Source organism: Bacillus sp. FSL K6-1366, assembly GCF_037976695.1.
Lineage (GTDB): Bacteria > Bacillota > Bacilli > Bacillales > Bacillaceae > Bacillus > Bacillus subtilis.
This window is the reverse complement of the sequence record NZ_CP150268.1, coordinates 3,021,627-3,046,975: the sequence shown is the minus strand read 5'-3', so window position 1 is coordinate 3,046,975 and position 25,349 is coordinate 3,021,627. Positions and strand designations below refer to the sequence as shown.

Below are 25,349 nucleotides of genomic sequence, written 5' to 3'. Positions count from 1 at the left end.
ATTACTGTAATAGTTTTTATCGTCTCGGCACTATTATTTTAGTGCTCATACGTTATTCATTTTAAAATGGGGTTGGCCATCATTTTCACCTCTTTCGTTTATTACAATGTTTCAACTTTTTACATCGAATGACTCTTGAAATGATATACGCCATACCTTTCCTTATATTCCTATAATCAATATTTCACACGTAATAACTGCAAGTCAATATATAATTTTGCAAATTATGAAAAATATATCTATGATTTTACATCATTTTACTCATGTATTTTAATCATACTGGAAGGAAATTTTTCCGGTTAAATAACGCTTTTTTTCACCCGCTTTTCAACACGTTTTTTCAATTCTTTTCGCCAGTTAAAATAAAGATCTCCGAGAAAAGAAGGAAGATAAAATTGGGGAAAGACAGTTAGGACAAGGGCTGTGCACGAAAAAGACCCGGAAATCGGAATTGTTTATTTTACCGAAATCCAGGTCTTATTAGGAAAACTATTTTATGACTGGGAAATGTTCTTTTTAGTTAGACGATTTCAATACAAGTCTCGCCACTGCTTCAACATGCGCCGTCTGCGGAAACATATCGACAGGCTGAATATAGTCCACGCGATAGTCCTTCGACAGCGTCTGCAAATCCTTCGCAAGCGTGGATGGATTGCAGGAAACGTAGACGAAGCGTTTCGGTTTGACTTTTTTGATCGTGTCCAGGAACGTGCTGTCACAGCCCGTTCTTGGCGGGTCTACAATGACGACGTCCGGGCGGAAGCCTTCTTTCGTCCATTTCGGGAGCCAGTGCTCGGCTGTTCCTGTTACGTATGTGGCATTTGCCATGCCGTGTTTTTTGGCGTTTTTCTTGGCATCGTCAATTGATTCCTTGATGACGTCCATGCCGCGGACTTCCTTTGCTCCGTCCGCAACCCACATGCCGATAGTGCCGACGCCGCAATACGCATCAACGACTTTTTCTTTTCCGGTCAGCTGCGCCGCTTTTTTCACTTCATCATACAGCTTGACGGTCTGTTCCGGATTGAGCTGGAAGAAAGCGCGGGCGCTCAATTCAAAAGATACGTCGCCGAGCACTTCTTGAATCACTGTTTTTCCGGCGAGCGGTTTTGTTTTCTCACCAAAAATCACTGAGGTTTTCGCACCATTTACATTCTGAATAATGGATTTGACCTCTGGCAATCGCTTTTGAATCGCTTTGACGATTTCTTCCTTGTGCGGAAGCGTTTCTTTTGCGGTTACAAGCACGACCTGCACTTCGCCTGTTTCAAAGCCGACTCTCGTCACGATCGTGCGAACGTCACCTTTTCGTTTTCTTTCATTATAAACAGACACATTGAAGTCCTCTAAAATGCGGCGGACGATGCCTGTTGTTTTGTTCGTTGCCGGATGCTGAACGATACAGTCTTTAATCGGCACGATGTCATGAGAATCAAGGCCGTATAAGCCGGCGATGATGCTGCCGCTTTGCGAGCGCCCGATCTGGAATTGGCTTTTATTGCGGTAATTCCACGGGTTGTCCATGCCAATCGTTTCTTTGATTTCCATGTTTTCAACTTTAAACTTCGTATGGCGTTCAAGAGACTGAATGACGATATCGCGTTTTTCCCGAAGCTGCTGGCTGTATGCAAGGTGCTGAAGCTGACATCCGCCGCATTGTTCATAAACAGGGCAAGGCGGTGCCACCCGGTGCTCAGATGCCTTGCGGATTTTCTTAATGCGGCCCTCCGAAAACTTCGGCTGGACCTTTGTGGCCTGCACAACAACTTCTTCGCCAGGAAGCGCGCCGGGCACGAAGACGACTTTTTTCTTAAAATAGCCGACACCTTCTCCGTTAATGCCGAGACGCTTAATCGTCAGCGGAAAGGTTTGTCCGACCTTCAGTTCGACGGGCGCCTGTTTCTTTTGTTGGTTCACGTTGTTCTCTCCGTTTCTATATGAAGCTTTCTGCGGATGGCAGAAAGTGAAATGGTTTTTTCACATCTTTCTAGTATAACACGTTTGCAGGATTTCCTTCATTGTCAGACGAATTATTCTATACTCCTCCACAAATACAAAGACGCATAGCTTAAATAAGGCTCCCACTCCTTGCTCATCGCCAGCATGACATCCTTTGCCGGCTTATCGTCCAGCTGAAAGTGGCGTTTGATGGCATTCTGGAGGCCGATATCGGCAAGCGGGAATAAATTGGGACGGCCAAGTCCGAACATGAGGACGTTTTGCACGGTCCACGGGCCGATACCCCTGATTTTGATCAGTTTCTTCATAATGTCTTCATCCGCCATATGCGGCAGCTCTGACAAGCTGAGTGTGCCTTCTGCGATCATCCTTGATGTATCAATGGTGTATTCCGCTTTTCTCATGCTGAATTGCAGATCACGCAGATCCTGATAATCGAGTTCCGCAATCGTTTCCGGCTTTGGATAGCACCACACGCCATCCTTCTGCTCGCCAAACGCATGAACAAACCGTTCTGTTAGCGTGTAAGCGAAGGAAAGATTGAGCTGCTGGTGGATAATGCATTTCATCATGCAGTTGTACACACTGTAGTCCAGAACAAGCGGTGTCCCGGCATGCTCTTCAAAAATGGCGGACAGGCTCGTTTTTGAGAAATGATCCAGAACGTGCTGCAAATGATGTTCCCATTGAAAAATCCGCTTGATTTCCTTCATCATCTCATCCTGATCCGTTTCCCCGCTGACGAGGAACTCAGGCTCGCCCGCATGGCCTAACGCCTGTACCTTTACAATACATACGTCCCCCGCTTGATTTCTGATTGGGACACGGACTTCCCTCGCCTCTCGATCAACAGCATTGAGGGGGTCTAAAGACAGCCTGTCCAGCACGCGGTCAAAATGATACGGAGGCGTGACAGATACTTTTTCCTTCCACATGAGATCCACCCTTTTTCCGTTTTTGTTCAGTATAACATGCCGCTTGAATTAGGCAGAGAGTACCGTATACTTTTCTCATAAAGACCGCATGATATAATGGCAGGTGGAGGGTTGTTTATGATCAACATTACCGCAATCACAACAGAGCATCAGCTGCTGAAAAATATACCAATCGAACGAGTGGAACAGCCTGATATTGCATGGTACTGGGTTGATTTTTACGGCCCGGAGGATACGGAAACGGCGTTATTGAGAGATTTTTTTCATTTTCACCCGCTTGCCATTGAGGATTGCTTCCAGCATATGCAGCGGCCGAAGCTTGACCATTATGACGGCTATCGTTTTTACGTGATTCATGCGCTGAATAAGGAAACACTTGAGACGGAGGAAGTCGATATCTTTCAAGGCGAAAAATTTGTCGTCACCTTTCATTTACACGAAACGCCCGGTATCGCTAAAGTCCGGGAGCGTTTGTATGCTTCACCGGACATATTGAAAAAAGGGCCCGGGCATATTTCTTATATGATCATGGATCAGCTTGTTGATGAATATTTTCCTCTCGTGTATAAAATTGAAGACCGGCTGAATGAAATTGAAGAAAGCCGTCCCCACAAAACGTATGGAACGCTGATGAACGAGGTGTTTGATCTCAGAACAGACCTATTGCATTTGAGACGGACGATTATCCCGATGCGTGATTTGCTCTATCGGATTTTAAGCCTTGACCATGTGAAAGAGCAGCGGGAAACGAAAGCCTACTTCAGCGACATATATGATCATTTGTTAAAGTTGTCTGAAATTGTGGAATCCAACCGTGACATGACGTCCGACTTGCGTGACAGCTACGTGACGCTAAACTCAAACCGGATGAATGCGATTATGATGACACTGACGATCGTATCAACCATTTTCATCCCGCTCACCTTTATTGCCGGTGTATACGGTATGAACTTCGACTTTATGCCGGAACTGCATTGGAAATACGGATATTTCGCTGTACTTGGCCTGATGGCCGCGCTTGTGATTGGAATGCTGATTTGGTTTGTACATAAAGGATGGTTCAATATTTTTAAATGAGGACAGCGAGCAGCTGTTCTTTTTTGTTGTAAGCCGATCGCTATGCATATTCTGTTCATATTGTTTATAATGGAAAAAATATTCAGGGAGTGATCAGATTGAAAATTGCTGTCATCGGACTCGGCAATATGGGACAGCCCATTGCCCGAAATGTTCTTCAAGCAGGCTACGAATTGACTGTCTATAACCGGACGAAACAAAAGACAGAAGACCTTGTCACAGAAGGCGCACAGGCAGCTGATACGCCGCGGCTGGCGGCAAAATCCGCTGATATTGTCATCACAATGCTTGCAGATGATGATTCTGTCAGCACCGTGACATTCGGAGAAGACGGGCTGCTTGAAGGATTAGCAGAGAACGGCATTCACATCTCGATGAGCACAATCAGTGTTGAGTTCTCAGAAAAGCTCGCAGCGGCTCATGCAGAGAAAGGACAATTTTTTCTCGCCGCTCCTGTCCTTGGCAGACCGGATGCCGCAGCCAAAGCCGCGCTCCGTATCATAACAGCCGGACCGGCGGAAGCAAAGCAAGCTGCCAAGCCTCTGCTCGACAGCCTGAGCCAGCAGATATTTGACGTCGGCGAAGAAAGCAAGACGGCAAATGCAGCCAAAATCAGCATTAATTTCTTGCTTGTGTCCATGCTGGAGGCGTTATCTGAATCCTTTTTAATGATGGAGAAATACGGCTTAGAACAAAAACAATTTTTAGAAATCGCCAGCGCGCTCTTTGGTTCTCCAGTCTATCAAAATTACGGAACCATTATGGCCGAGCAGAAATTTGAGCCGGCCGGCTTCAAAATGTCTTTAGGGCTGAAGGATACCAACCTGGCACTCGCCGCCGCAAAACGGGTTTCTGCAAATCTTCCTCTTGCCGAGCTGGCCAAGAGCCATTTTGAAAGCGGGATTGAGAAAGGCTTCGGGGATCTGGACTGGGCCGCACTGATTAAATGTATAAAATAAAGAAAAGCCTCTCCGTTTAAGGAGAGGTCTTTCTCTTTTACAAAGACGGCAGCCTCATTTCTTTCTCAAACATCAGATCATCAATGCTTTTAAAAGTGTAGCCCTGTTTTTTCAGATCTGTAATCGCGTCATCCAGCGCTTCTGCATTGTCCCTCGATACGGTGTGAAGCAGGTAAATGGCTCCCGGGTGCGCCTGCTTGATCATATGATCGTAGGCATATTTCTTTCCCTTTTGGTTGTTGATTTTCCAATCAACAAAAGCGACCGACCAGAAAACGGTTTGATAGCCGAGGCGTTTCGTTTCTTTCAGTACGTACTCACTGAACACGCCGCGCGGCGGACGCAAATACAGGTTGTCCTGCTTTCCCGTAATTTTATAAACCTCTTCGTTGACTGAATCAAGTTCATCCTGAATCTGATCAGCTGTTTTTGTCGTTAAATCCGGATGGTGAAAGGAATGATTGCCGATAATATGGCCCTCATCTGACATTCGTTTGATCAGCTGAGGCTGGTCCTTTACGAAATGCCCGGTGACAAAAAACGTTCCTGTTACGCGATGTTTTTTTAAGACATCAAGCACTTTTGGCGTATAGCCAATTTCATATCCGTTATCAAACGTTAAGTAAATCGTTTTTTCCTTTGTATTCCCTAAATAAAACGCGTCATATTTTTCAATTAAACTGTTCAGCTGCTTCCCGGCATCTGGCGGCTGATGATTGACACTTCGTTTAAAGCCCCAATTAATCGGCTCATTCGGCACCGCTTCCGCCTGTGCTGCACCTCCGGCAAGCAATACGGCGGCGCAGCATATTGAACACATCCACTTCATGGCCAGCGCTCCTTCTGCATTTTTTCTTATTTTACAGATAGGGGCTTTGTTTTATACTGTTGCTTTATGCCAATAAAAAAACCGCGGCGGGCGCGCGGTTTTATTCCCAATCTTTTTTAAAACGTTCGTATTTGGCTTCCAGGTCATCAAGCATGCTGATGAGCCTGTCTATATCTTCAACGTCGGTTGCTTCAGGGTCTAATGAATCGATGACGTTCATAAACATGTCAAGTCTGTTCTTTAAATAATCAATCTGCTGATCTTTATTGTTTACGGCGTTCCCCATTCTGTTCCTCCATTCATTTTTTATTATGGTAGCTCATTTTTTGCCGTTTTTCAATCGCCGCGCTACTTGCGATCTTGGCAAATCAGGTCTAAAATTAACTGTTGGCAGCGTTAGTATGCCCATTTATAAAGGAGTTAGATAGTCATGACACAAAACACGAAGCTGCGTCCGATTACGCCCGAGTTTGACCCTTGGGAAGCCTATATGGATGTTGACCAATACGGAGACATGCAGCTGACAAACGTTGAATTCACAACGACGACACTGTGCAATATGAGATGCGAGCATTGTGCTGTAGGCTATACATTGCAGCCTAAAGACCCGAATGCTCTGCCAATAGATCTTCTGTTAAAACGGCTGGAGGAAATCCCGCGCCTCAGATCCATCAGCATCACAGGCGGAGAGCCGATGCTTTCGCTGAAATCAGTAAAAGAATATGTTGTTCCTTTATTGAAATATGCCCATGAACGGGGTGTGCGGACACAAATTAATTCAAATCTGACCCTCGACATCGAGCGGTACGAATGGATCATTCCATATCTCGATGTGCTACATATTTCTCACAACTGGGGTACAGTTGAAGATTTTGCTGAAATCGGCTTTGCCATGATGGACAGAAAACCGACCTTCGAACAGCGCGCGCGCTATTTTGAAAAAATGATCGAAAACAGCCGCACGCTCGTGGATGCCGGAGTAATGGTATCTGCGGAAACGATGCTGAACAAACGAACACTTCCGCATATTGAGCATATTCACCGCCAAATCACAGAAGATATGAAATGTCAGCGTCACGAGGTCCACCCAATGTATCCAAGCGATTTCGCAAGCGCTCTTGAATCCCTCAGCCTGAAAGAGATGAGACAGGCCATTCACCGCTTGCTGGATATTCGTGATGAAAATACGTGGATGCTGTTCGGAACGCTGCCGTTTTATGCCTGCAGTCCGGACGAAGACGACCAAAAGCTGCTTCGCCGGCTTCGCGCGGCGAAAAACGTCACAGTGCGAAATGACCCTGACGGCCGGTCCCGCCTGAATGTGAACATTTTCGATGGAAACATTATCGTGACCGATTTCGGTGATACCCCGCCGCTTGGCAACATTCAGACGGACAGCCTCCCTTCCGCCTATGAAAAGTGGAGAGAGACCAAGCTTGCGAAGGAACTAAGTTGCCACTGCCCGAATGTCCGGTGCCTCGGACCGAATGTCCTTGTCAAAAACAGTTATTATCAGGATACAGACTTCACAAAACGTCAAGCCAGGAGTTAGATGCGGATGAAAGAAACACTTACGGAGATTTTTCAAAATAAAATCGTCGATATTCTCCTCGTTGCCGTTATCCTTTGGATCGGTGTCTTTATCATCAACCAGCTGGTACAGCTATTTTTTAAACGGACGGATTTTATTGAAGAAAAAAAGGAAAAAACGATTGAAAGCCTTGTCCGTTCTGTCACCCAGTATACGGCGACAATTGGTTTTATCTTTTACGTTATTTCTTTATTTGTGCATGATTTCGGCAAGATATTGGCCGGGGCGGGCGTAGCAGGTATCGTGATCGGTTTTGGCGCCCAATCGCTGATCAAAGATGTGCTGGCTGGTGTGTTCTTAATATATGAACGCCAGCTGCACAAAGGCGATTATGTCACCGTCAACAACTTGTTCAACGGGACAGTGGAGGAAATCGGCCTCCGCTCGCTGCAAATCCGGGAATGGAGCGGGAAGCTGCTCACCATCAGCAACGGCGAGGTCAGACAAATAGAGAACTATAATATTGATTTTATGCGGATTACCGAATCCTTTCTTATCAGCTTTAAAGAAGATCCGGACCGCGTGTACAGCGTGTTGGAAGAGGCATGTGACATGCTGAATGAAGAGCTTCGTGATTCATTGAAGCGGGATGAATTCGGCAATCCGACAGAACCGTTTCAAATCCACGGCATCACCGCATTGAATAAAATCAATCGCGGCGTCGAATTTACGGTTAAAGGCATGGTGAAAGATGATGATTATTTCAGTGCCAGCCTTGCAGTCAGACGGGTTCTCGTTCGCCAGCTCTACCAAAACAATGTGCAAATGCTTGAGGAAGCGGTCCGAATCGAGAGAACCCAATAAACAAAAAAACTGATTCCGAGTTGGAATCAGTTTTTTATTTATCTTGGCAGTGAGGAAAGCTGAAAGCCAAATGTGACATGATCTTGAACCGGAATCCACGCGCCGATGCCCTGTGACGTGACATTTTTCACGACGAGTTTTCGTTTATTTCCTTTCAGCACTAAGTACACTTCTCCGTAAGTCACTTTTCCTTTTTCATTCACAGCCGGTGCATATGCATGTAAATAACCGATTTTTTTAGGAGCGACTTTATAAATCTGATCCCGTTTTGTGCCAGCCCCAATGACCGTCTCAAATGCAAGCGGAAGGTTCGTTTTCTTCATTGCTTTTTGCATCATCATGCTTTTGACATCTTCAGCATTTGGAACTTTAGCTGTCAGGCCGCCCTTCACTCTGTACTGCTGTTCCTGGGCATAATGCATTTCAGCCGTTTCTTTCCCGCCGCGGTTATCCGCACGGTTTGTATTGATTTTTTTATATTCCCAGTTTGCGACTGTTTCATTTGATTCATAGCCGAGCGCCCATTTCCCGAGAAATATTGTCGCCCGGTACCCTACTGCAAGCGGTGTGCCGGATATGTTGGATTCATTCAGCATTTTGATGAGATGCGGATTTTCAATCTTCACCTCAGAATGATCGAGCAATTCCTTTGCCAGCTTGCTCGGCTGAAGCATTGGCTGATCCTGTGAAGCATTCGGATACGTGTTTTCCTTTGAAATGCTTGCGACAGAATTAGGAACCTTAAACTGCTTTTTCGCGTGGATGGGCTGAACGCCGAAAAAACTAAAGAATAACAACACGATAAGTGTGGAATGAAATAGCTTTTTCATCATATCACTCTTTCTATGGCATTTTCCCTTAGTCTTTTCATCCCGCTTTGTTGTTATCCATCATTTTTTCAGGTTAAAGAAGGAAAAAGCCGATCGCCATAATGACATATGCAGCAAGCAGTGTCGCCCCTTCAAACCAGTTGGAATCCCCGTCATTCGAAATCGCGATCATCAAGAGAACCGCTGATACCATCGCGACGAGCTCAGGCAATGTAAATACAAGCGGCATGCTTGTCGGAAAAAAGATAGAACAGATGACGAGAACCGGTGCGACAAACATAGCGATCTGCAGCGTAGAGCCGACTGCAATTTCAACCGCAATGTCCATTTTATTTTTGAAGGCCATAATAATCGCTGACGCGTGCTCCGCCGCATTTCCTACAATCGCCACGATGATGACCCCGATAAACAGCTCGCTCCACCCGAACTGTTCAGCCACCGAGTGAAAGGTATGGACCAGGTTTTCGGATATGTATGCAACCACAATCGTTGCCGCAAACAAGACAATCGTCGCAACCTTCCCTGACCATTCCGGCTCTTCCTCTTCTTCAGTCTGAGCGGCATTATTCGGCTGATAAACGCCCCGATGCGTGACAAGTTTAAAGTACAGCGCCGCCACATATAACAGAATCATAATGATGCTGATGCCGATGCTTAAATTGAGTTTGCTGGCGTTCCCCATACCAACAGAGAATACCTCCGGAATCACAAAGGCGACAATGATGGCAAAAATCAGAAGCCCGGAATTATGGCGGGCATCATGGATATTAAATTCCTGCCGCTTATATTTTAAACCGCCGACAAAAAACGATAGGCCCGCTACCAGCAGCAGGTTCCCCAGCACTGAACCGGTTAAAGAGGCAAGCACGATTCCTGTCAGGCCTTCCTTTAATGCAAAAAGGGAAATAATCAGCTCCACCGCATTCCCGAAGGTGGCATTCAACAAACCGCCGATACGCGGTCCTGCAATGATGGAAAGTGATTCTGTCGCCCTCCCCATATAGCTTGCAAGCGCGATAATCGTCACGCAATAAACGGCAAAAAGAACCGCGGAAGGCCAATGCATCAAACTGCCAATCACAGAAAGCGGAACACCGGCCGCCACTAAAATAAAAAAGATACGATTCATGGTGAAATAGCTCCTTTTTTATGACTTGTTTTATTTTTATTCTTCACAAAAACCTTCATGATTACACGAGGGCAAATGTATAGCGTGATATAGGCTTTTTTCAGGTTGCCTGCTTTTGGAAAACGTTGTACGATCAACATAGATTCCACATAAGGAGAACTGACACGATGTCACGATTTCATTTCTTTATCCTTGTCTTGCTCGTATCCATTTCCGGGTTTTCACAAGGCATACTGCTGCCTGTCATTTCAATCATTTTTGAAACAAATGGAGAATCCACTGCTATCAACGGCCTGCACGCGACCGGGCTGTATATCGGTGTGCTTTTGGCTTCGCCGTTTATGGAAGCGCCGCTCAGAAAGCTCGGGTTCAAGCCGCTGATCGTCATGGGCGGAAGCATTGTCATTTTAAGCTTATTCGGATTTATTTGGCTTCAGTCAGTTTGGGTCTGGTTCCTGCTTCGCCTGTTCATTGGAATCGGCGACCACATGCTTCACTTCTCTACGCAAACGTGGGTGACCTCCATGTCATCAAAACAAAATCGCGGAAGAAACCTGTCTATTTATGGGCTTTCCTTTGGCCTTGGCTTTGCCGCAGGCCCGTTCATGGTGCCGCTTGTCAAGCTGAGTCCGTCGCTTCCTTTTATCGTGTCCGGCTGCATCAGTCTGTTTGCGTGGCTTTTTGTTTTCTTTCTACAAAATGCATACCCGGAAACCAGTCCTCATGAAACCAAATCAGACAATAGTTTCAGGCGATTTTATCAGGCCATGCTGTTTGGGTGGGTTGCCTTTATGCCTACATTTGGCTATGGCTTTCTGGAAACGGCGCTGAACGGAAGCTTTCCGGTGTACGCGCTCCGTTTGGGGATATCAGTAGACGCAGTAGCGATCATACTTCCCGCATTTGCGATTGGAAGCATTATCTTTCAGTTTCCGCTCGGCATCCTCAGCGATAAATACGGCAGGCGGAATGTGCTGCTGGTGATTTTGCTGACTGGGGCTCTTTGCTTTTTCATCGCCGGTGTATTTCCTTCGCCTTACGTGATCGGCGGCTGCTTTTTTATTGCAGGAATGGCAGTCGGATCAACCTTTACACTTGGCATCAGCTATATGACAGATCTTCTTCCGTCTCATCTCCTGCCGGCGGGAAACCTGCTTTGCGGCATTACATTCAGTCTCGGCAGCATCCTCGGCCCGGTTGCCGGCGGCTGGTATATGCAGACATTTGAAAGCGCAAACTTGTTCTACTTCATTACTCTCACGCTTAGCGCTGTGTGGCTGGCCCTTGTGCTGGGCAAACCGAAAAGCTGGTCACCGGCTGAAACCTATTCTTCATCTTCTTAATCAAAAAGCCTCCTGACATCATGTCAGGAGGCTTTTATGCTAATGGTAGCCGTTTTGTCCGTTGGCGCTTCCGCTTGTTTTATGGCTCGATTTGCTTTTCGAGTTTTGTTTGTTATGGCTTCCGCCTTTTTTCGTATGCTTGGTCATCACGATATCCCCCCGACTTCTTTTTGAACCGAAGTTCGTTTATAGGGTGCGCTAATGGTAGGGATTTTCATCAGGAAGCTTTTTACGTTTATGTAAAAGAGCGTTGATTTCTCCGCCTAGGATAATTAAAATGCCGCTCAAGTAAAACCAAATCATCAGAACGATGATTCCCCCGATGCTCCCGTAAGTGGCGCTATAGTTCGCAAACGTGCTGACGTAAAATGAAAACAATGTGCTGACAATGATCCAGCCGATGGTCGCAAAGACCGCACCCGGCATGACAAACCGGAGAGACAGCTTTTTGTTCGGCGCAATCACATACAGCGCGGAAAAAACAATCAAAAGCACAAGCGGGCTGACACCCCAGCGAATGGCGGCCCAGACGGATAAAAACAGATCCGACGCGCCGACAAAGTCAGAAGCGAGCCTTCCAATCTCCCGGCCAAATACCGGCAGAAGCAAAGCCACTAAAATCGTAAATACCATGGCAATCGTCAAAAAAATCGAGGTTAGACGAACAATGATAAAAGAGCGGTTTTCTTCCACATCATACGCGTGGTTTAGCGACCGGACGATCGCGTTCATTCCATTAGACGCAGACCATAATGCGGCGATAATCCCGAATGACAGCAAACCGCCATTTCGATTATTTAAGGTTTGATGGGTAATGGATTCAACGAGAGACATCGCACTGGCGGGAGCATATTGTTCTATGACTCCTAAAACATCATCGGTAGAAAGCGGAAGATACGCGGTGAGCGTCAGCATAAAAATCAAAAACGGAAACAGTGATAATAGAAAAAAATACGCCAGCTCCGCTGATTTACTTTGTCCTTCATGAAGGGTGTATCTGCTGAAAAGCTCTTTCAAAAAACTCATGTCGTCTCACCTCGCATGTTTGATCATTTTTTTGAAAAATGCTCTTTCGTTTCTTGCACGAGTTCCATCACTTGCGGCGTTGTTTTCTTCAGCTCTTTCACCTGCTGGTTCACAAAGTCGACTTCCTTTGAAAGCGTTTGGGCGAGCTTTTTGGCCTCATCCACTTTTGTGATAACAGTGTTTTTTAACAGCTCCGGATTGCTTTTATACAGTGAAAGTTTATGCTTGCATGTCAGCCATCTCATGCCGCACGCCTGTCTTGTCGGCTTATGGAGCAGTGATAACGCCGCACCTGCCGCAGCTCCGAGAAATATCCCTTTCAGCATTAAACGTTCGTTGTTCATGCAAATTCTCCTTTCACTCACAATTGTTTTTCTTTTTGAATAGACACAAGGAGATGCTCACAGCCCGATTTGATTAATTGGCAGACCTCTTCAAAATTCCCTGTGTAGTAAGGATCGGGAACGTCGGCAAGATCTGAATCTTCAACATAGTCCAAAAGCCTTTTGATATGTGAGGTGTTTTTAAATCCCTCCATGCTTCTGAGACTTCCGATATTTTCTGCATCCATTGCAATGATGTAATCAAAATCGGCAAGATCCTGTTCGCTGACTTGACGCGCCAGCATGCCATCAAAGCTGATTCCTTCTCTGCGCAATATCTCCTGCGTTCCCTCATGCGGCGGATTGCCGATGTGCCAGCCGCCGATTCCCGCTGAGTCCGCCTTGATTTTCTCCTCTAATCCTTTTTTGGCTGCAAGGTCCCGAAAAATCGCTTCCGCCATCGGAGACCGGCAAATGTTTCCTAAACAAACAAATAACACGCTTATCATGTTGTCCAACCTCCCTATTCTTTGCCCCTATTTCTCTAAAAAGAAACCTTCATGAATATCTTAGTAGGATGTTCATTTTCTTTTCAACTGATGTCTTCACTTTTTTGGAATGAACAGCCTGCTTTTAGAATAGGGTTTTTTTCTGATGGAATTCTGTTAGAATAAAACATACCTATATTGCGCATAGAAAGGATGGAACCATTTGTCCAGCCCAAATACAGAAACATTAACTCAAATGATTGAAGAGATTTCCCAAAAGCTGAACATGCTGAACGTCGGCGTAATCAAAGCGGAGGATTTCAGTGATGAGAAGATTGAAGACCTCACGTACCTTCACAGCATGGTGATGAAAAAAGAATCATTCAGCCCAAGTGAAATGCAGGCGATTGCTCAAGAATTAGCCTCGCTTCGTAAATAATGGAGACTGGCCGGAAACTCGGCGAGTCTTTTTTATCATTTCCCCAAACCAATTTTCCTTAGAACAGTAAACAGCAAAGTGTTCGAATAAGATTTGAAGGAGTACAAGCATGCAAACGACATCTATCAAAACAGCATCCGGAATGTATATCAACTACTTCTTTCTGGGGATGGTCAACATCATTCTCGCATCCAATATGTCTTCATTAACAAAACAGTGGAATACCGATCCGACCGGCATCAGTTATGTCATTGCCGCTATCGGGTTTGGCAAACTGCTGACATACGGCATTTCCGGCGTTCTATCAGATAAAATCGGCAGAAAGCCGCTTGTTGTCGCTTCTGCGGGAATTATGGCCGTCTTTTTAGTCGGTATTCCTTTATCACCGAGCTATGAGCTGGCGTTTGTGTTCGCCTTATTAGCCGGAGTCGCAAATTCAGCGATGGATGCCGGAACATATCCGGCCCTAACCGAGCTCTTTCCGTCTGCTTCCGGTTCGGCGAATGTCTTGGTCAAAGCCTTTATGTCTGTCGGGGCCGCACTTTTGCCGCTTTTGATCACATTTTTATCAGACCACAGCATGTTTTACGGATTTGCTTTTTATCTGCCGGCAGCGGTCTATCTCCTGAATATTATTTATTTATCAACGCTTTCGTTTCCTAAAAAACATAAGAAACCAACTAATAGCGGCCAACAGGAATCTCCCGTTTTCTTGTCTGAACCCGTTTTTCAGAAGGAAGGCACCGCACTGATTATCATCGGTTTTACATCCACGGCTTTATTTACTGTTTCTCAAATCTGGCTCCCGAGCTACGCGCAAAAGGCAGCCGGTTTAGCTGAATCAGCATCTGTACAATTGCTGAGCTATTATAGTATAGGATCTCTGGCATCTGTTTTATTATTAGCCGTTTTGCTGAATAGATGGGTCAAACCTGTCTTCATAACGCTCTTATATCCTATTATTACTTTATGTACGCTCGCAGTCATGCTGACCGTTCATATCCCAGTTGTGCTGGACATCACTGCCTTTTTCTTAGGCTTTTCAACTGCGGGTGTGTTTCAAATTACCATTACGTTAATGACAGAGCTTTTCTGGAAGCGAAAAGGAACCGTTACCGGAATTGTAGCGACCGCTTCAAGTCTTGCATCGATTCTGCTGCCGATTGCAACAGGGCTTATCGCAAAAGCGGGGGGCATCGCTCATATTTTCATATTCGACTTCGGCATTGCGGTCATCGGAACGGCTGCAGCTGCTTTCTTGTATTACAGGTACAAGAAACTGACAGGTGCTCAAGCCTAAGCAACAAAAAACGGACGCCCAAGAGCGTCCGTTTTTTCTTATTTCTCAAGCAATGCCAATGACTCGCGGTTAAATGCCGGTATATCTTCCGGTGTGCGGCTAGTGACCAATTGATCCTGGCAAACAACCACTTCCTTGTCCACAACGTCGGCACCGGCGTTTTCCATGTCAACACGAATGGACGTATAGCCCGTCGCTTTTCGGCCGTCGAGCGCTTTCGCATTGATTAAAAGCTGCGGGCCGTGGCAAATGGCGAATACCGGTTTTTTGTCAGTCATAAACGCTTTTGTAAATTGGACGAAACGATCGTCAGCGCGAAGCTGGTCTGGTGAAAATCCTCCGGGAATCAAAAGCGCATCAAAGTCTGAAGGGTTTACGTCGTCAATGGACGCGTCAACCGTCACTTCCGCTTTTCCCTGCTTGCCTTTTACTGTTTTTCCTTTTTCATTTTCGATGACAGTCAGTTCATGTCCCGCTTCTTTAAAGGCTTTCGCAGGCTCAGTGTACTCGCTGTCCTCAAAGTAATCTGTCAAAACAACTGCAATTTTTTTCCCCATGGTTCATAACCTCCCGCTTTATATGTCTACATAAAACACTCTACCCCAGCCACACTAAAATAAACATTTTGCGAATATGGACAAACGATAAGCATAAATACCCAGTATTTGTCGCTTGAAGCTGCTACATAGTACTCATTTTTCTCCCTTTTACAATAATCATAAAGAAACACCTACAAATAGTTACAAAATATTCTTACAATAGGAGCTGTAACACAAATTTCGTTGAAAGGTGGAGAACTGGTGAGAATACAGAAAAGACGAACACACGTCGAAAACATTCTCCGTATTCTTTTGCCCCCAATTATGATACTTAGCCTAATCCTCCCAACACCACCCATTCATGCAGAAGAAAGCGCGGCTCCTCAGGTGCATCTGAGTATTTTGGCTACAACTGATATTCATGCCAACATGATGGATTACGATTACTACAGCGACAAAGAAACGGCGGATTTCGGTCTGGCAAGAACAGCGCAATTGATCCAAAAGCACCGCGAGCAAAACCCTAACACTCTGCTTGTGGATAACGGCGACTTGATTCAAGGGAATCCGCTGGGTGAATACGCGGTGAAATATCAAAAAGACGACATTATCTCCGGCACGAAAACCCATCCGATTATCAGCGTCATGAATGCGCTGAAATACGACGCCGGAACGCTTGGCAATCATGAATTCAACTACGGGCTCGACTTTCTCGACGGCACAATCAAAGGAGCCGATTTCCCGATTGTAAATGCCAACGTCAAAACAACTAGCGGCGAAAACCGTTATACGCCGTATGTGATTAATGAAAAAACCCTCATTGATAAAAATGGTAATGAGCAAAAAGTAAAAGTCGGTTACATAGGCTTTGTCCCGCCGCAAATCATGACATGGGACAAAAAGAATCTCGAGGGACAGGTGCAGGTGCAGGATATCGTAGAATCCGCCAATGAAACGATCCCGAAAATGAAGGCGGAAGGCGCAGATGTCATTATTGCCCTCGCCCACACCGGCATTGAAAAGCAGTCACAATCATCAGGCGCAGAAAACGCCGTGTTTGACCTTGCCACTAAAACGAAAGGCATTGACGCGATTATCTCGGGCCATCAGCACGGACTCTTTCCTTCCGCCGAGTATGCGGGTGTTGCTCAGTTCAATGTGGAAAAGGGAACAATTAACGGCATTCCTGTCGTCATGCCAAGCAGCTGGGGCAAATATTTAGGCGTGATTGACCTCAAGCTTGAAAAGGCAGAGGGCTCATGGAAGGTAGCAGATTCCAAAGGAAGTATTGAATCTATTGCTGGCAACGTCACATCAAGAAACGAAACCGTTACAAACATCATTCAGCAAACACACCAAAACACACTGGAGTATGTCCGAAAGCCAGTCGGCAAAACCGAAGCAGATATTAACAGCTTCTTTGCACAGGTCAAAGATGATCCTTCCATTCAGATCGTGACTGACGCGCAAAAGTGGTACGCTGAAAAAGAAATGAAGGATACCGAGTACAAGAACCTGCCGATTTTATCCGCTGGAGCGCCGTTTAAAGCAGGCGGCAGAAACGGAGCCAATTACTATACAAACATTCCAGCCGGAGATCTTGCGATTAAAAATGTCGGTGACTTGTACCTTTACGATAATACTGTTCAAATCGTCAAGCTGACAGGCAGCGAAGTCAAGGACTGGCTGGAGATGTCAGCAGGCCAATTCAATCAAATTGATCCAGCCAAAGGCGGCGATCAGGCCTTGCTGAACGAGAATTTCCGCTCCTATAATTTTGATGTGATTGACGGTGTCACATATCAGGTCGATGTGACAAAACCAGCTAAATACAATGAGAACGGAAAAGTGATCAATGCGGATTCATCCCGTATCATCAATCTTTCCTATGAAGGCAAGCCGATCAGCCCAAGCCAGGAATTTCTCGTGGTCACCAATAACTATCGTGCGTCCGGAGGCGGCGGATTCCCTCATCTGACGAGCGATAAAATTGTCCACGGCTCTGCGGTTGAAAACAGGCAGGTGCTGATGGATTACATTATTGAACAAAAAACAGTCAATCCAAAAGCAGACAACAACTGGTCAATCGCGCCTGTTTCCGGCACGAATCTGACGTTTGAATCCTCGCTTTTGGCCAAGCCATTTGCCGATAAAGCAGACGATGTCGCTTATGTAGGCAAGTCTGCGAATGAAGGCTATGGTGTGTATAAGCTGCAATTCGATGATGATTCAAATCCAGATCCTCCTAAAGACGGACTGTGGGATCTGACCGTCATGCACACCAATGATACGCACGCCCATCTCGATGATGCAGCGAGACGAATGACGAAAATCAACGAAGTGCGCAGCGAAACAAATCACAACATTCTCCTTGATGCGGGAGATGTATTTTCCGGCGATCTATATTTTACTAAATGGAACGGTTTGGCCGATCTGAAAATGATGAACATGATGGGCTATGACGCCATGACCTTCGGAAACCATGAATTTGACAAAGGCCCGACAGTGCTTTCTGATTTTCTAAGCGGAAACAGCGCAACCGTTGATCCGGCGAACCGCTATCACTTTGAAGCGCCGGAATTTCCGATTGTCAGTGCAAACGTAGATGTGTCAAATGAGCCCAAGCTGAAATCATTTGCCAAAAAGCCGCAAACCTTTACGGCAGGTGAAAAGAAAGAGGCCGGCATCCACCCTTACATTCTGTTAGACGTTGACGGGGAGAAAGTCGCCGTATTCGGCCTGACAACGGAAGATACAGCCACCACATCAAGCCCGGGCAAAAGCATCGTATTCAATGATGCCTTTGAAACAGCCCAAAACACCGTCAAAGCGATTCAGGAAGAAGAAAAGGTAAATAAGATTATTGCTTTAACCCACATCGGGCATAACCGTGATCTTGAGCTAGCCAAAAAAGTAAAAGGCATTGACTTGATCATCGGCGGACACACTCACACCCTCGTAGACAAAATGGAGGTCGTGAACAACGAAGAACCGACGATCGTGGCACAGGCAAAAGAATACGGCCAATTCTTGGGGCGCGTTGATGTCGCGTTTGATGAAAATGGCGTTGTGCAAACAGACAAATCAAATCAGAGCGTGCTGCCAATTGATGAGCATACAGAAGAAAACGCAGAAGCAAAACAAGAGCTTGATCAGTTCAAAAGTGAATTAGAAGACGTAAAAAATGAAAAAGTCGGCTATACGGATGTGGCGCTTGACGGCCAGCGTGAGCATGTGCGCACGAAAGAAACGAATCTCGGAAACTTCATCGCGGACGGTATGCTGGCAAAAGCGAAAGAAGCAGCCGGCGCCAGAATAGCGATAACAAATGGCGGCGGCATCAGAGCCGGCATTGACAAAGGTGATATCACACTCGGCGAGGTGCTCAACGTGATGCCGTTCGGCAATACGCTTTACGTGGCCGATTTAACCGGAAAACAAATTAAAGAAGCCCTTGAACAAGGCCTAAGCAATGTGGAAAATGGCGGCGGCGCTTTCCCTCAGGTGGCCGGAATCGAATATACCTTTACATTAAACAACGAACCTGGGCACCGTGTGTTAGAAGTGAAAATTGAATCGCCTAACGGAGACAAAGTTGCTATAAATACGGATGATACCTACCGCGTGGCAACAAATAATTTTGTCGGTGCCGGAGGAGACGGATATTCTGTCTTTACAGAAGCCTCCCATGGTGAAGACCTTGGCTACGTTGATTATGAGATTTTCACCGAACAGCTGAAAAAACTAGGAAACAAGGTCTCTCCTAAAGTTGAAGGACGGATCAAAGAAGTATTCCTGCCGACAAAGCAGAAGGACGGCAGCTGGACACTTGATGAAGACAAATTTGAGATTTACGCTAAAAATGCCAACACGCCGCTTGTCTATTACGGAACACATGAAGGATCACAAGAGAAGCCTATCAATCTCAAAGTAAAAAAAGATCAGGTCAAACTTTTGAAAGAAAGAGAGTCAGATCCTTCATTGACGGTGTTCAACTACTGGTACAGCATGAAGATGCCAATGGCGAACCTTAAAACTGCAAACACTGCAATCGGAATCAAGTCGACGGGAGAATTGAATGTGTCATTGGCAGATGTATATGACTTTACAGTAAAGCAAAAAGGAAAAGAAATAAAATCATTCAAGGAGCCCGTACAGCTTTCGCTTCGCATGTTTGATATTGAAGAAGCTCATAACCCTGCCATTTATCACGTCGACAGGAAAAAGAGAGCTTTCACAAAGACAGATAACGGATCAGTTGACGATGATATGGTGACAGGATATACAAACCACTTCAGCGAATACACGATCTTAAATTCCGGTTCGAACAACAAACCGCCGGCATTCCCGTCCGACCAACCGACAGGCGGTGATGACGGCAGTCATGGCGGAGGCTCCGACAAACCAGGCGGAAAACAGCCGACTGACGGAAACGGAGGAAATGATACGCCTCCCGGCACTCAACCGACTAACGGCTCTGGAGGAAACGGTTCGGGCGGATCAGGAACAGACGGTCCGGCTGGCGGCCTGCTTCCGGACACAGCCACATCCATGTACTCGATCCTGTTGGCCGGATTTCTTATCAGCGCACTCGGAACGGCAATGTACTTACATCAGAGGAGAAAACAGAATAGAACGAATCAGGCATAAAAAAAGAGCTGCTCGCTAAGCGAGCAGCTTTCTTTATTTAAACCCACTTCACAACATCTTCAACAGCAGATCTTGTTTTCGGGCGAGGGTCTCTCACTCGATAGCCGAATGCCACCATCACAGAAATATCAAAGCTTCCGTTTTCCAGAAGGCCTTCTTCTTCAAGAATACGGTGGATGTGATCGTACTGGAAGCCTTCGATTGGGCAGGAATCAACACCGATTTGCGCAGCGGCAGTCATCATGTTGCCAAGCGCGATATAGGTTTGTTTTGATGCCCAGTCAAACAATGTTCTGTCACTTTCAAGCAAATGCAAATCGTTTTTCTGGAATTCTTCTGTTTTGCTTAAATAGCCCTCGTACACGTCTTGAGGCATTTGTTTTACTTCTTTTAAATGACGTTTGATGTAGTCCGCATTATATTTGATATCCTTCGCTGTACGCGCAAGAATCAGGACGAAATGGCTTGCGGTCGGCAGCTGCTTTTGCGCGCCCCATGTGTATTCACGAAGCTTCTCGCGGAATTCCGGATTTTGGACGACGACAAATTTCCAAGGCTCAAGGCCGAGTGAGCTCGGAGACAGTCTTCCTGTTTCTAAAATAAATTCAAAATCGCTGTCTGACACTTTTTTATTCGGGTCAAATTCCTTAGTCGCATGCCTGAAATTGTATGCATCCAGAATTTGTTTCTTTAGTTCTGTCATGTAAAACACCTCTCCTTTAGGTTACTCTCATCTCTATTGTAGCCATTATGATAAAAAGTAAAAGTACGCACATTTTTGTTGGATAGTATCAATTTTGATACCAAACAAAAAAGCGCGCTGCCGCAGGCAGGCGCCTCTCTCATTTCCCCCGCCGCGCAAAATCAACAAATCGGAATTTGTCGAGACGGTGTCTGCTTTCCGTATATTGAAACAAACTGGTATCCTCCAAAAAGACGTAGTTTCTCACCACGACCATATGGTCATAGCCGCGTAAATCGAGCAGCTCTCTGTCCTCGTCGGTACACGGCTCGGCGACAATTTCTTTTTGGGCGTAACTGATCGAAAGACCGAGCTCTCCTTCTATATATTCATATATGGAGTTTTCACAAATTTCTTTCGTCAAGTGAGGGACATGCTTTCTGAAAAAGTAATCCTTGTCCAAAATCACATGTTCCCCGTCAATCTTCCTAGACCTGATGACTTCCCAGATGTCGTCATCCAGATTGGCCCGTAGCTGTTTTTGGATCAGCTCTGACGGAGGCTCCAGCCCGAATTTGTGTACAGTTGTTTTCGTTTCTTTGCCAAGCGTTTGCGCGAGCTCCTTGAAGCTGACAAGGCCCGAAACGGGAAACTGCATTTTTTCACGATTGAGCACGACGGAGCCTTTTCCCCTGATTTTCTGGATATAACCGTTTTGCGCGAGCATATGAAGCGCCTTTCGGACCGTTTCTCTTGATGTACCGTACTGTGCGGTCAACTCATGTTCAGACGGAAGAATCTCCTCCGCTTTCCATCGGCCGCCTTCAATTTGCTGTGCGATGTCTTTATAAATTGTGATGAATTTATTCACCTTCATTATGGACCACCCAGCTTAGTTTAACACGGTTTCGTTAAACGATAAACAATGGACTCATACGGGCGAAGCGTCATGTTCTGAAGCCCTTCCCTTGCTTCATCGTTCGTCAACAGCACCTCTGCCTTCCATTCGTCAGGCGCTAAAGAGTCCGGAAGTGTAAAGGCCGCCTCTGTCCCGTAAAAATTATTGATCACGAGCAGCTTTTCATTGCTGCCATGTCTGAGATACGCAAAAATGTTCGGGTCATCCTTTGCGATTAACTCATACGTTCCCTCTGTCACAATGTCATACATTTTGCGAATCTGAATCAATTTTTGATAATGGTAAAACACCGAATTTTGATCCCTCAGCGCCGCTTCAGCATTGATTTCCCGATAATTGCCGGCGACCGGTATCCATGGGGTGCCCGTTGTAAAACCGCCATTCTCCGTAGCATCCCACTGAACAGGGGTTCTGGAATTGTCACGGGATTTCGCCTGTAAAATGGCTGTGATCTCTTGATCAGCCATTCCTTTGTCCTTAAAGGCGTGATACATGTTCAGCGATTCGACATCCCGATAGGAGCTGATGTCCGAAAACTTCGGATTCGTCATCCCCAGCTCCTCGCCCTGATAAATATAAGGCGTGCCCTGCATCATATGAATGGCCGTAGCAAGCATTTTCGCCGATTTCACCCTATATGCGCCATCATCTCCATATCTTGATACTATGCGCGGCTGATCATGATTGCACCAGAACAGAGCGTTCCATCCCCCTCCTGCGTGCATCCCCGTTTGCCAGTCGGATAGGATCTCCTTCAGCTTCAAAAAATCAAACGGCGCCAAGGCCCATTTTTCGCCGTTAGGATAGTCAACCTTGAGATGATGGAAGCTGAATGTCATATCAAGTTCTTTATTGTCAGGATTCGTATACCGGATACAGTGGTCTACGGTTGTTGAAGACATCTCACCGACCGTCATGCTGTCGTAATGCGAAAACACCTTTTCGTTCATTTCATGCAGAAATTCGTGCACCCGCGGCCCGTCAGTGTAAAAAGAGCGGCCGTCGCCGCCGTCCTCCGCATCCGGAAAGCGCTGATCTTTAGAAATCAGGTTGATGACATCAAGCCTGAAGCCGTCTATTCCCTTTTCAAACCAAAAATGCATCATGTCATAGACATGCTTTCTGACCTCTTCATTTTCCCAATTCAAATCAGCCTGCGTCACATCAAACAGATGCAAATAGTATTGGCCCGACGCTTCGTCAAGCTCCCATGCCGAGCCGCCGAATTTCGATTCCCAGTTCGTCGGAAGAGAACCGTTTTCCTGCGAGTTTTTCCATATATAAAAATCACGATACGGGCTGTCTTTTGACGAAATAGCCTCTTGAAACCATTTGTGCTCTGTTGACGTATGATTGACGACAAGATCCATGACGACTTTCAGGTCTCTTTTATGTGCTTCGGACACTAGCCGCTCAAAATCCTCCATCGTTCCGTATTCAGGATAAATCGAGTAATAATCACGAATATCGTACCCATTATCATGCTGAGGAGAATCATAAATCGGCGTCAGCCATAGCACATCCACTTGAAGTGTTTTTAAGTAATCCAGCTTTTCAATAATGCCGTTCAAATCGCCGACACCGTTTCCCGTCGTATCGTTAAAGCTTTTCGGATAAATTTGATAAACCACAGCTTTTTTCCACCATGGCGTTTGTTCTGTTTTCATCTGTTTCCACCACCATATTTAAATTGAAAACGGGAAAAGGGAACGTTCAACACGTCCCGCTCCCCATTTGTTATTTATGTTTGAATCTCGCATACGCGTATGTTCCGGCAAACGGCACGATCAATACAATAGCCATCCCGATTGCAAACGCGCCCCAGTACTGACTCATGATTGAGAAAATCCCCGGCACGCCGCCGACACCGACGGAGCTTGCCAGCACACCTTGAGAAGAAATATACATTCCGGCCAGGCCAGAGCTGACCATTGCAATGATAAACGGGAATCTGTATCGCAGATTCACCCCAAAGATGGCAGGCTCTGTAATGCCAAGATAAGCAGAAATCCCTGATGTGAGGGAGAGGCCTTTTTGTTTCTCATCCTTCACGATAAACATCATGGCCAGAGCTGCCGAACCTTGTGCGATATTAGAAAGCGCCAGCATCGGCCATAAAAAGGTGCCGCCGAGCTTTGATCCGATGAGCTGCAGGTCGACTGCAAGAAACGTGTGATGCATACCGGTAATCACGAGCGCTGAGTAGAAACCGCCATATAACAGACCGCCCAGTGCGGCAAAAGAACCGAACACCGAGATCAGCCCTGAAGTCAGTACATTACCGATCGCAAATGTAATCGGGCCGATAATGATAAAAGAGGCAAATCCTGTTAAGAGAAGCGTAATTGGTGCGACAACGAGCAGCTGTATGCCCTCAGGTGTGCGTTTTGTTAAAAATACCTCAATCTTCGCCAGCATATAAGAAGCAAGCAAAATTGGGAGCACCTGGCCCTGATAGCCGACTTTCTGCACCTCTAGGCCGAATAGATTCCATACCGGGATCTCTCCGCTTTGTTCTGCCGCGCCATATCCCCACGCATTCAGCAAATCAGGATGCACGAGCATAACCCCGAGCACAATGCCGAGAAGCGGATTGCCGCCGAACCGCTTGACGGCAGACCATCCGATTAACGCAGGCAAAAACGTAAAGGCCGTGCCTGCAATCAGGTTAATCATATTAGCAAGATCCGCCCACTGCGGATAAACCTGCACAATCGATTTTGTGCTGAAGAAAATGCCTTCCGCCGTTAAAATGTTATTGATCCCCATTAAAAGACCCGCCGTGACAATCGCAGGCAATATTGGAATAAAAATATCCGCAAGCGTTTTCACAGCACGCTGCAAAGGATTCATATTTTTTTCTGAGGCCTTCTTCACTTCATCCTTTGTTGACTCGCCAATCCCCGTTTCCTTAACCAGTTCAGCATATACTTTATTGACAGTTCCCTGGCCGATTACGACCTGAAACTGTCCGTTTGTCGAGAATGATCCCTTTACCACATCAATTTGATCAAGCATCTCTTGGTCAACCTTGCTTTCATCTATTAAAGCAAAACGCAAACGTGTAACACAATGAGTTGCCGCTGCAATATTTTCAGCACCGCCGACTGCTTCGACAATCTGACGTGCCGATTTGTTCAGTTCCCCCATGCCAACCCCTCCGTATCCGTTTTTATAACTTGTATATACAACTTATAATCATATTGTATTCCTGTATATACAGGTAGTCAACACTTTTTTATAGCGCTTTCATCCTAGTCTGGAATATATGAAACAGACAAGGTTACCCTAAAAGTCACAAGCACTTATTGAATATGACATTAAAAAGCAGGGTGAGCCTCTATGAATAAACGCGACAAAGCGCTTCAGCTCATCAAAGAGCTTGAAGACAATCAGGACAGACCGATCTCTCCCAATTTGAAGGAAAACCTCGAAAATCTGACCTTATTAACAGAAGGCTGCTCAGACATCGTATTTAGACAATTTGACTTTGGAAACGGGCTGTGCGGATTTATTGTTTATGAAGA

Annotated in this window: 22 protein-coding genes and 1 pseudogene; 9 read left to right on the top strand and 14 right to left on the bottom strand. The window is 45.9% G+C overall.

The annotated features are described in order from the left end of the window. Positions 1–516: 516 nt before the first annotated feature. Positions 517–1,917 carry a 23S rRNA (uracil(1939)-C(5))-methyltransferase RlmD gene (gene rlmD / locus MHI44_RS15875; RefSeq protein ID WP_015252551.1) on the bottom strand — a complete coding sequence of 467 codons (1,401 nt, stop codon included), beginning with the start codon at positions 1,915–1,917 and terminating at the stop codon, positions 517–519. Between the two features lie 113 nt (positions 1,918–2,030). Next, positions 2,031–2,894 (bottom strand): DNA-3-methyladenine glycosylase, encoded by an 864-nt coding sequence (locus MHI44_RS15870; protein ID WP_317680116.1) that lies wholly within the window; start codon positions 2,892–2,894, stop codon positions 2,031–2,033. A gap of 117 nt (positions 2,895–3,011) precedes the next feature. Between MHI44_RS15870 and corA the strand changes: the two genes are divergently transcribed. Both corA and MHI44_RS15860 read left to right on the top strand, forming a co-directional pair. Beyond that, the gene (gene corA, locus MHI44_RS15865) at positions 3,012–3,971 is read left to right on the top strand and encodes a magnesium/cobalt transporter CorA (protein WP_003233650.1); all 960 of its coding nucleotides are present in this window, start codon (positions 3,012–3,014) and stop codon (positions 3,969–3,971) included. A gap of 98 nt (positions 3,972–4,069) precedes the next feature. Continuing rightward, positions 4,070–4,930, top strand: coding sequence for an NAD(P)-dependent oxidoreductase (locus MHI44_RS15860; RefSeq protein ID WP_003243106.1), 861 nt, complete (start codon positions 4,070–4,072; stop codon positions 4,928–4,930). A gap of 37 nt (positions 4,931–4,967) precedes the next feature. On the opposite strand, the gene pdaA is transcribed toward MHI44_RS15860, so the two are convergent. Together pdaA and MHI44_RS15850 are read right to left on the bottom strand one after the other, a co-directional pair. Then, on the bottom strand, positions 4,968–5,759 hold the full coding sequence (gene pdaA, locus MHI44_RS15855; protein ID WP_339202394.1) for a delta-lactam-biosynthetic de-N-acetylase: 792 nt from the start codon (positions 5,757–5,759) through the stop codon (positions 4,968–4,970). A gap of 100 nt (positions 5,760–5,859) precedes the next feature. After that, positions 5,860–6,045, bottom strand: coding sequence for an SE1561 family protein (locus MHI44_RS15850; protein WP_003223132.1), 186 nt, complete (start codon positions 6,043–6,045; stop codon positions 5,860–5,862). Positions 6,046–6,189: 144 nt separating this feature from the next. On the opposite strand from MHI44_RS15850, the gene yfkAB reads away from it, so the two are divergent. Both yfkAB and mscC read left to right on the top strand, forming a co-directional pair. Beyond that, positions 6,190–7,311: a radical SAM/CxCxxxxC motif protein YfkAB gene (gene yfkAB / locus MHI44_RS15845; protein ID WP_003233655.1), complete on the top strand. Its 1,122-nt coding sequence runs from the start codon at positions 6,190–6,192 to the stop codon at positions 7,309–7,311. Continuing rightward, positions 7,312–8,154, top strand: a complete 843-nt coding sequence (gene mscC, locus MHI44_RS15840) for a mechanosensitive ion channel protein MscC (RefSeq protein ID WP_251188083.1) — start codon at positions 7,312–7,314, stop codon at positions 8,152–8,154. Positions 8,155–8,192: 38 nt separating this feature from the next. Here the strand turns inward: mscC and MHI44_RS15835 are convergent, their stop codons facing one another. Both MHI44_RS15835 and cax read right to left on the bottom strand, forming a co-directional pair. Continuing rightward, on the bottom strand, positions 8,193–8,987 hold the full coding sequence (locus MHI44_RS15835; RefSeq protein ID WP_003233657.1) for a YfkD famly protein: 795 nt from the start codon (positions 8,985–8,987) through the stop codon (positions 8,193–8,195). A gap of 70 nt (positions 8,988–9,057) precedes the next feature. Beyond that, entirely contained in the window at positions 9,058–10,113 is a 1,056-nt protein-coding gene (cax, locus tag MHI44_RS15830; protein ID WP_003242902.1) for a calcium/proton exchanger, read from the bottom strand. A 167-nt stretch (positions 10,114–10,280) separates the two neighbouring features. On the opposite strand from cax, the gene MHI44_RS15825 reads away from it, so the two are divergent. After that, positions 10,281–11,456: an MFS transporter gene (locus MHI44_RS15825; protein ID WP_339202388.1), complete on the top strand. Its 1,176-nt coding sequence runs from the start codon at positions 10,281–10,283 to the stop codon at positions 11,454–11,456. Between the two features lie 198 nt (positions 11,457–11,654). Here the strand turns inward: MHI44_RS15825 and MHI44_RS15820 are convergent, their stop codons facing one another. From MHI44_RS15820 to yfkJ, 3 genes are read right to left on the bottom strand one after another with little or no spacing between them, the layout of a single operon-like run. Next, positions 11,655–12,482 (bottom strand): YihY family inner membrane protein, encoded by an 828-nt coding sequence (locus MHI44_RS15820; RefSeq protein ID WP_003242564.1) that lies wholly within the window; start codon positions 12,480–12,482, stop codon positions 11,655–11,657. Positions 12,483–12,505: 23 nt separating this feature from the next. Beyond that, positions 12,506–12,826: a hypothetical protein gene (locus MHI44_RS15815; RefSeq protein WP_003233665.1), complete on the bottom strand. Its 321-nt coding sequence runs from the start codon at positions 12,824–12,826 to the stop codon at positions 12,506–12,508. 17 nt (positions 12,827–12,843) lie between these two features. Then, entirely contained in the window at positions 12,844–13,314 is a 471-nt protein-coding gene (yfkJ, locus tag MHI44_RS15810) for a protein-tyrosine-phosphatase (protein WP_317680113.1), read from the bottom strand. Between the two features lie 202 nt (positions 13,315–13,516). Here yfkJ and MHI44_RS15805 point away from each other — a divergent pair, with 202 nt between their 5' ends. Then, a complete protein-coding gene (locus MHI44_RS15805) occupies positions 13,517–13,732 on the top strand; it encodes a DUF1128 domain-containing protein (protein WP_010330293.1) in 216 nt (71 codons plus the stop codon). A 109-nt stretch (positions 13,733–13,841) separates the two neighbouring features. Next, positions 13,842–15,032 (top strand): MFS transporter, encoded by a 1,191-nt coding sequence (locus MHI44_RS15800; protein ID WP_003233671.1) that lies wholly within the window; start codon positions 13,842–13,844, stop codon positions 15,030–15,032. Positions 15,033–15,070: 38 nt separating this feature from the next. Here MHI44_RS15800 and yfkM read toward each other — a convergent pair whose 3' ends face one another. Continuing rightward, complete coding sequence (gene yfkM, locus MHI44_RS15795; protein ID WP_015252557.1) at positions 15,071–15,589, bottom strand: general stress protein 18; 519 nt, start codon at positions 15,587–15,589, stop codon at positions 15,071–15,073. Between the two features lie 243 nt (positions 15,590–15,832). On the opposite strand from yfkM, the gene MHI44_RS15790 reads away from it, so the two are divergent. After that, positions 15,833–20,221, top strand: a complete 4,389-nt coding sequence (locus MHI44_RS15790; RefSeq protein WP_339202383.1) for a multifunctional 2',3'-cyclic-nucleotide 2'-phosphodiesterase/3'-nucleotidase/5'-nucleotidase — start codon at positions 15,833–15,835, stop codon at positions 20,219–20,221. A 37-nt stretch (positions 20,222–20,258) separates the two neighbouring features. Here MHI44_RS15790 and MHI44_RS15785 read toward each other — a convergent pair whose 3' ends face one another. From MHI44_RS15785 to treP, 4 genes are all read right to left on the bottom strand, one after another. After that, entirely contained in the window at positions 20,259–20,924 is a 666-nt protein-coding gene (locus tag MHI44_RS15785) for an NAD(P)H-dependent oxidoreductase (protein ID WP_029317487.1), read from the bottom strand. Between the two features lie 139 nt (positions 20,925–21,063). Then, entirely contained in the window at positions 21,064–21,780 is a 717-nt protein-coding gene (gene treR / locus MHI44_RS15780) for a trehalose operon repressor (RefSeq protein WP_003233679.1), read from the bottom strand. A 20-nt stretch (positions 21,781–21,800) separates the two neighbouring features. After that, positions 21,801–23,489, bottom strand: a complete 1,689-nt coding sequence (gene treC / locus MHI44_RS15775) for an alpha,alpha-phosphotrehalase (protein ID WP_339202379.1) — start codon at positions 23,487–23,489, stop codon at positions 21,801–21,803. A 70-nt stretch (positions 23,490–23,559) separates the two neighbouring features. Next, the gene (gene treP / locus MHI44_RS15770) at positions 23,560–24,972 is read right to left on the bottom strand and encodes a PTS system trehalose-specific EIIBC component (protein WP_003233682.1); all 1,413 of its coding nucleotides are present in this window, start codon (positions 24,970–24,972) and stop codon (positions 23,560–23,562) included. 192 nt (positions 24,973–25,164) lie between these two features. Here treP and MHI44_RS15765 point away from each other — a divergent pair. Further along, positions 25,165–25,344, top strand: a pseudogene (locus MHI44_RS15765) (spore germination protein); the annotation flags it as partial. Positions 25,345–25,349: the final 5 nt, after the last annotated feature.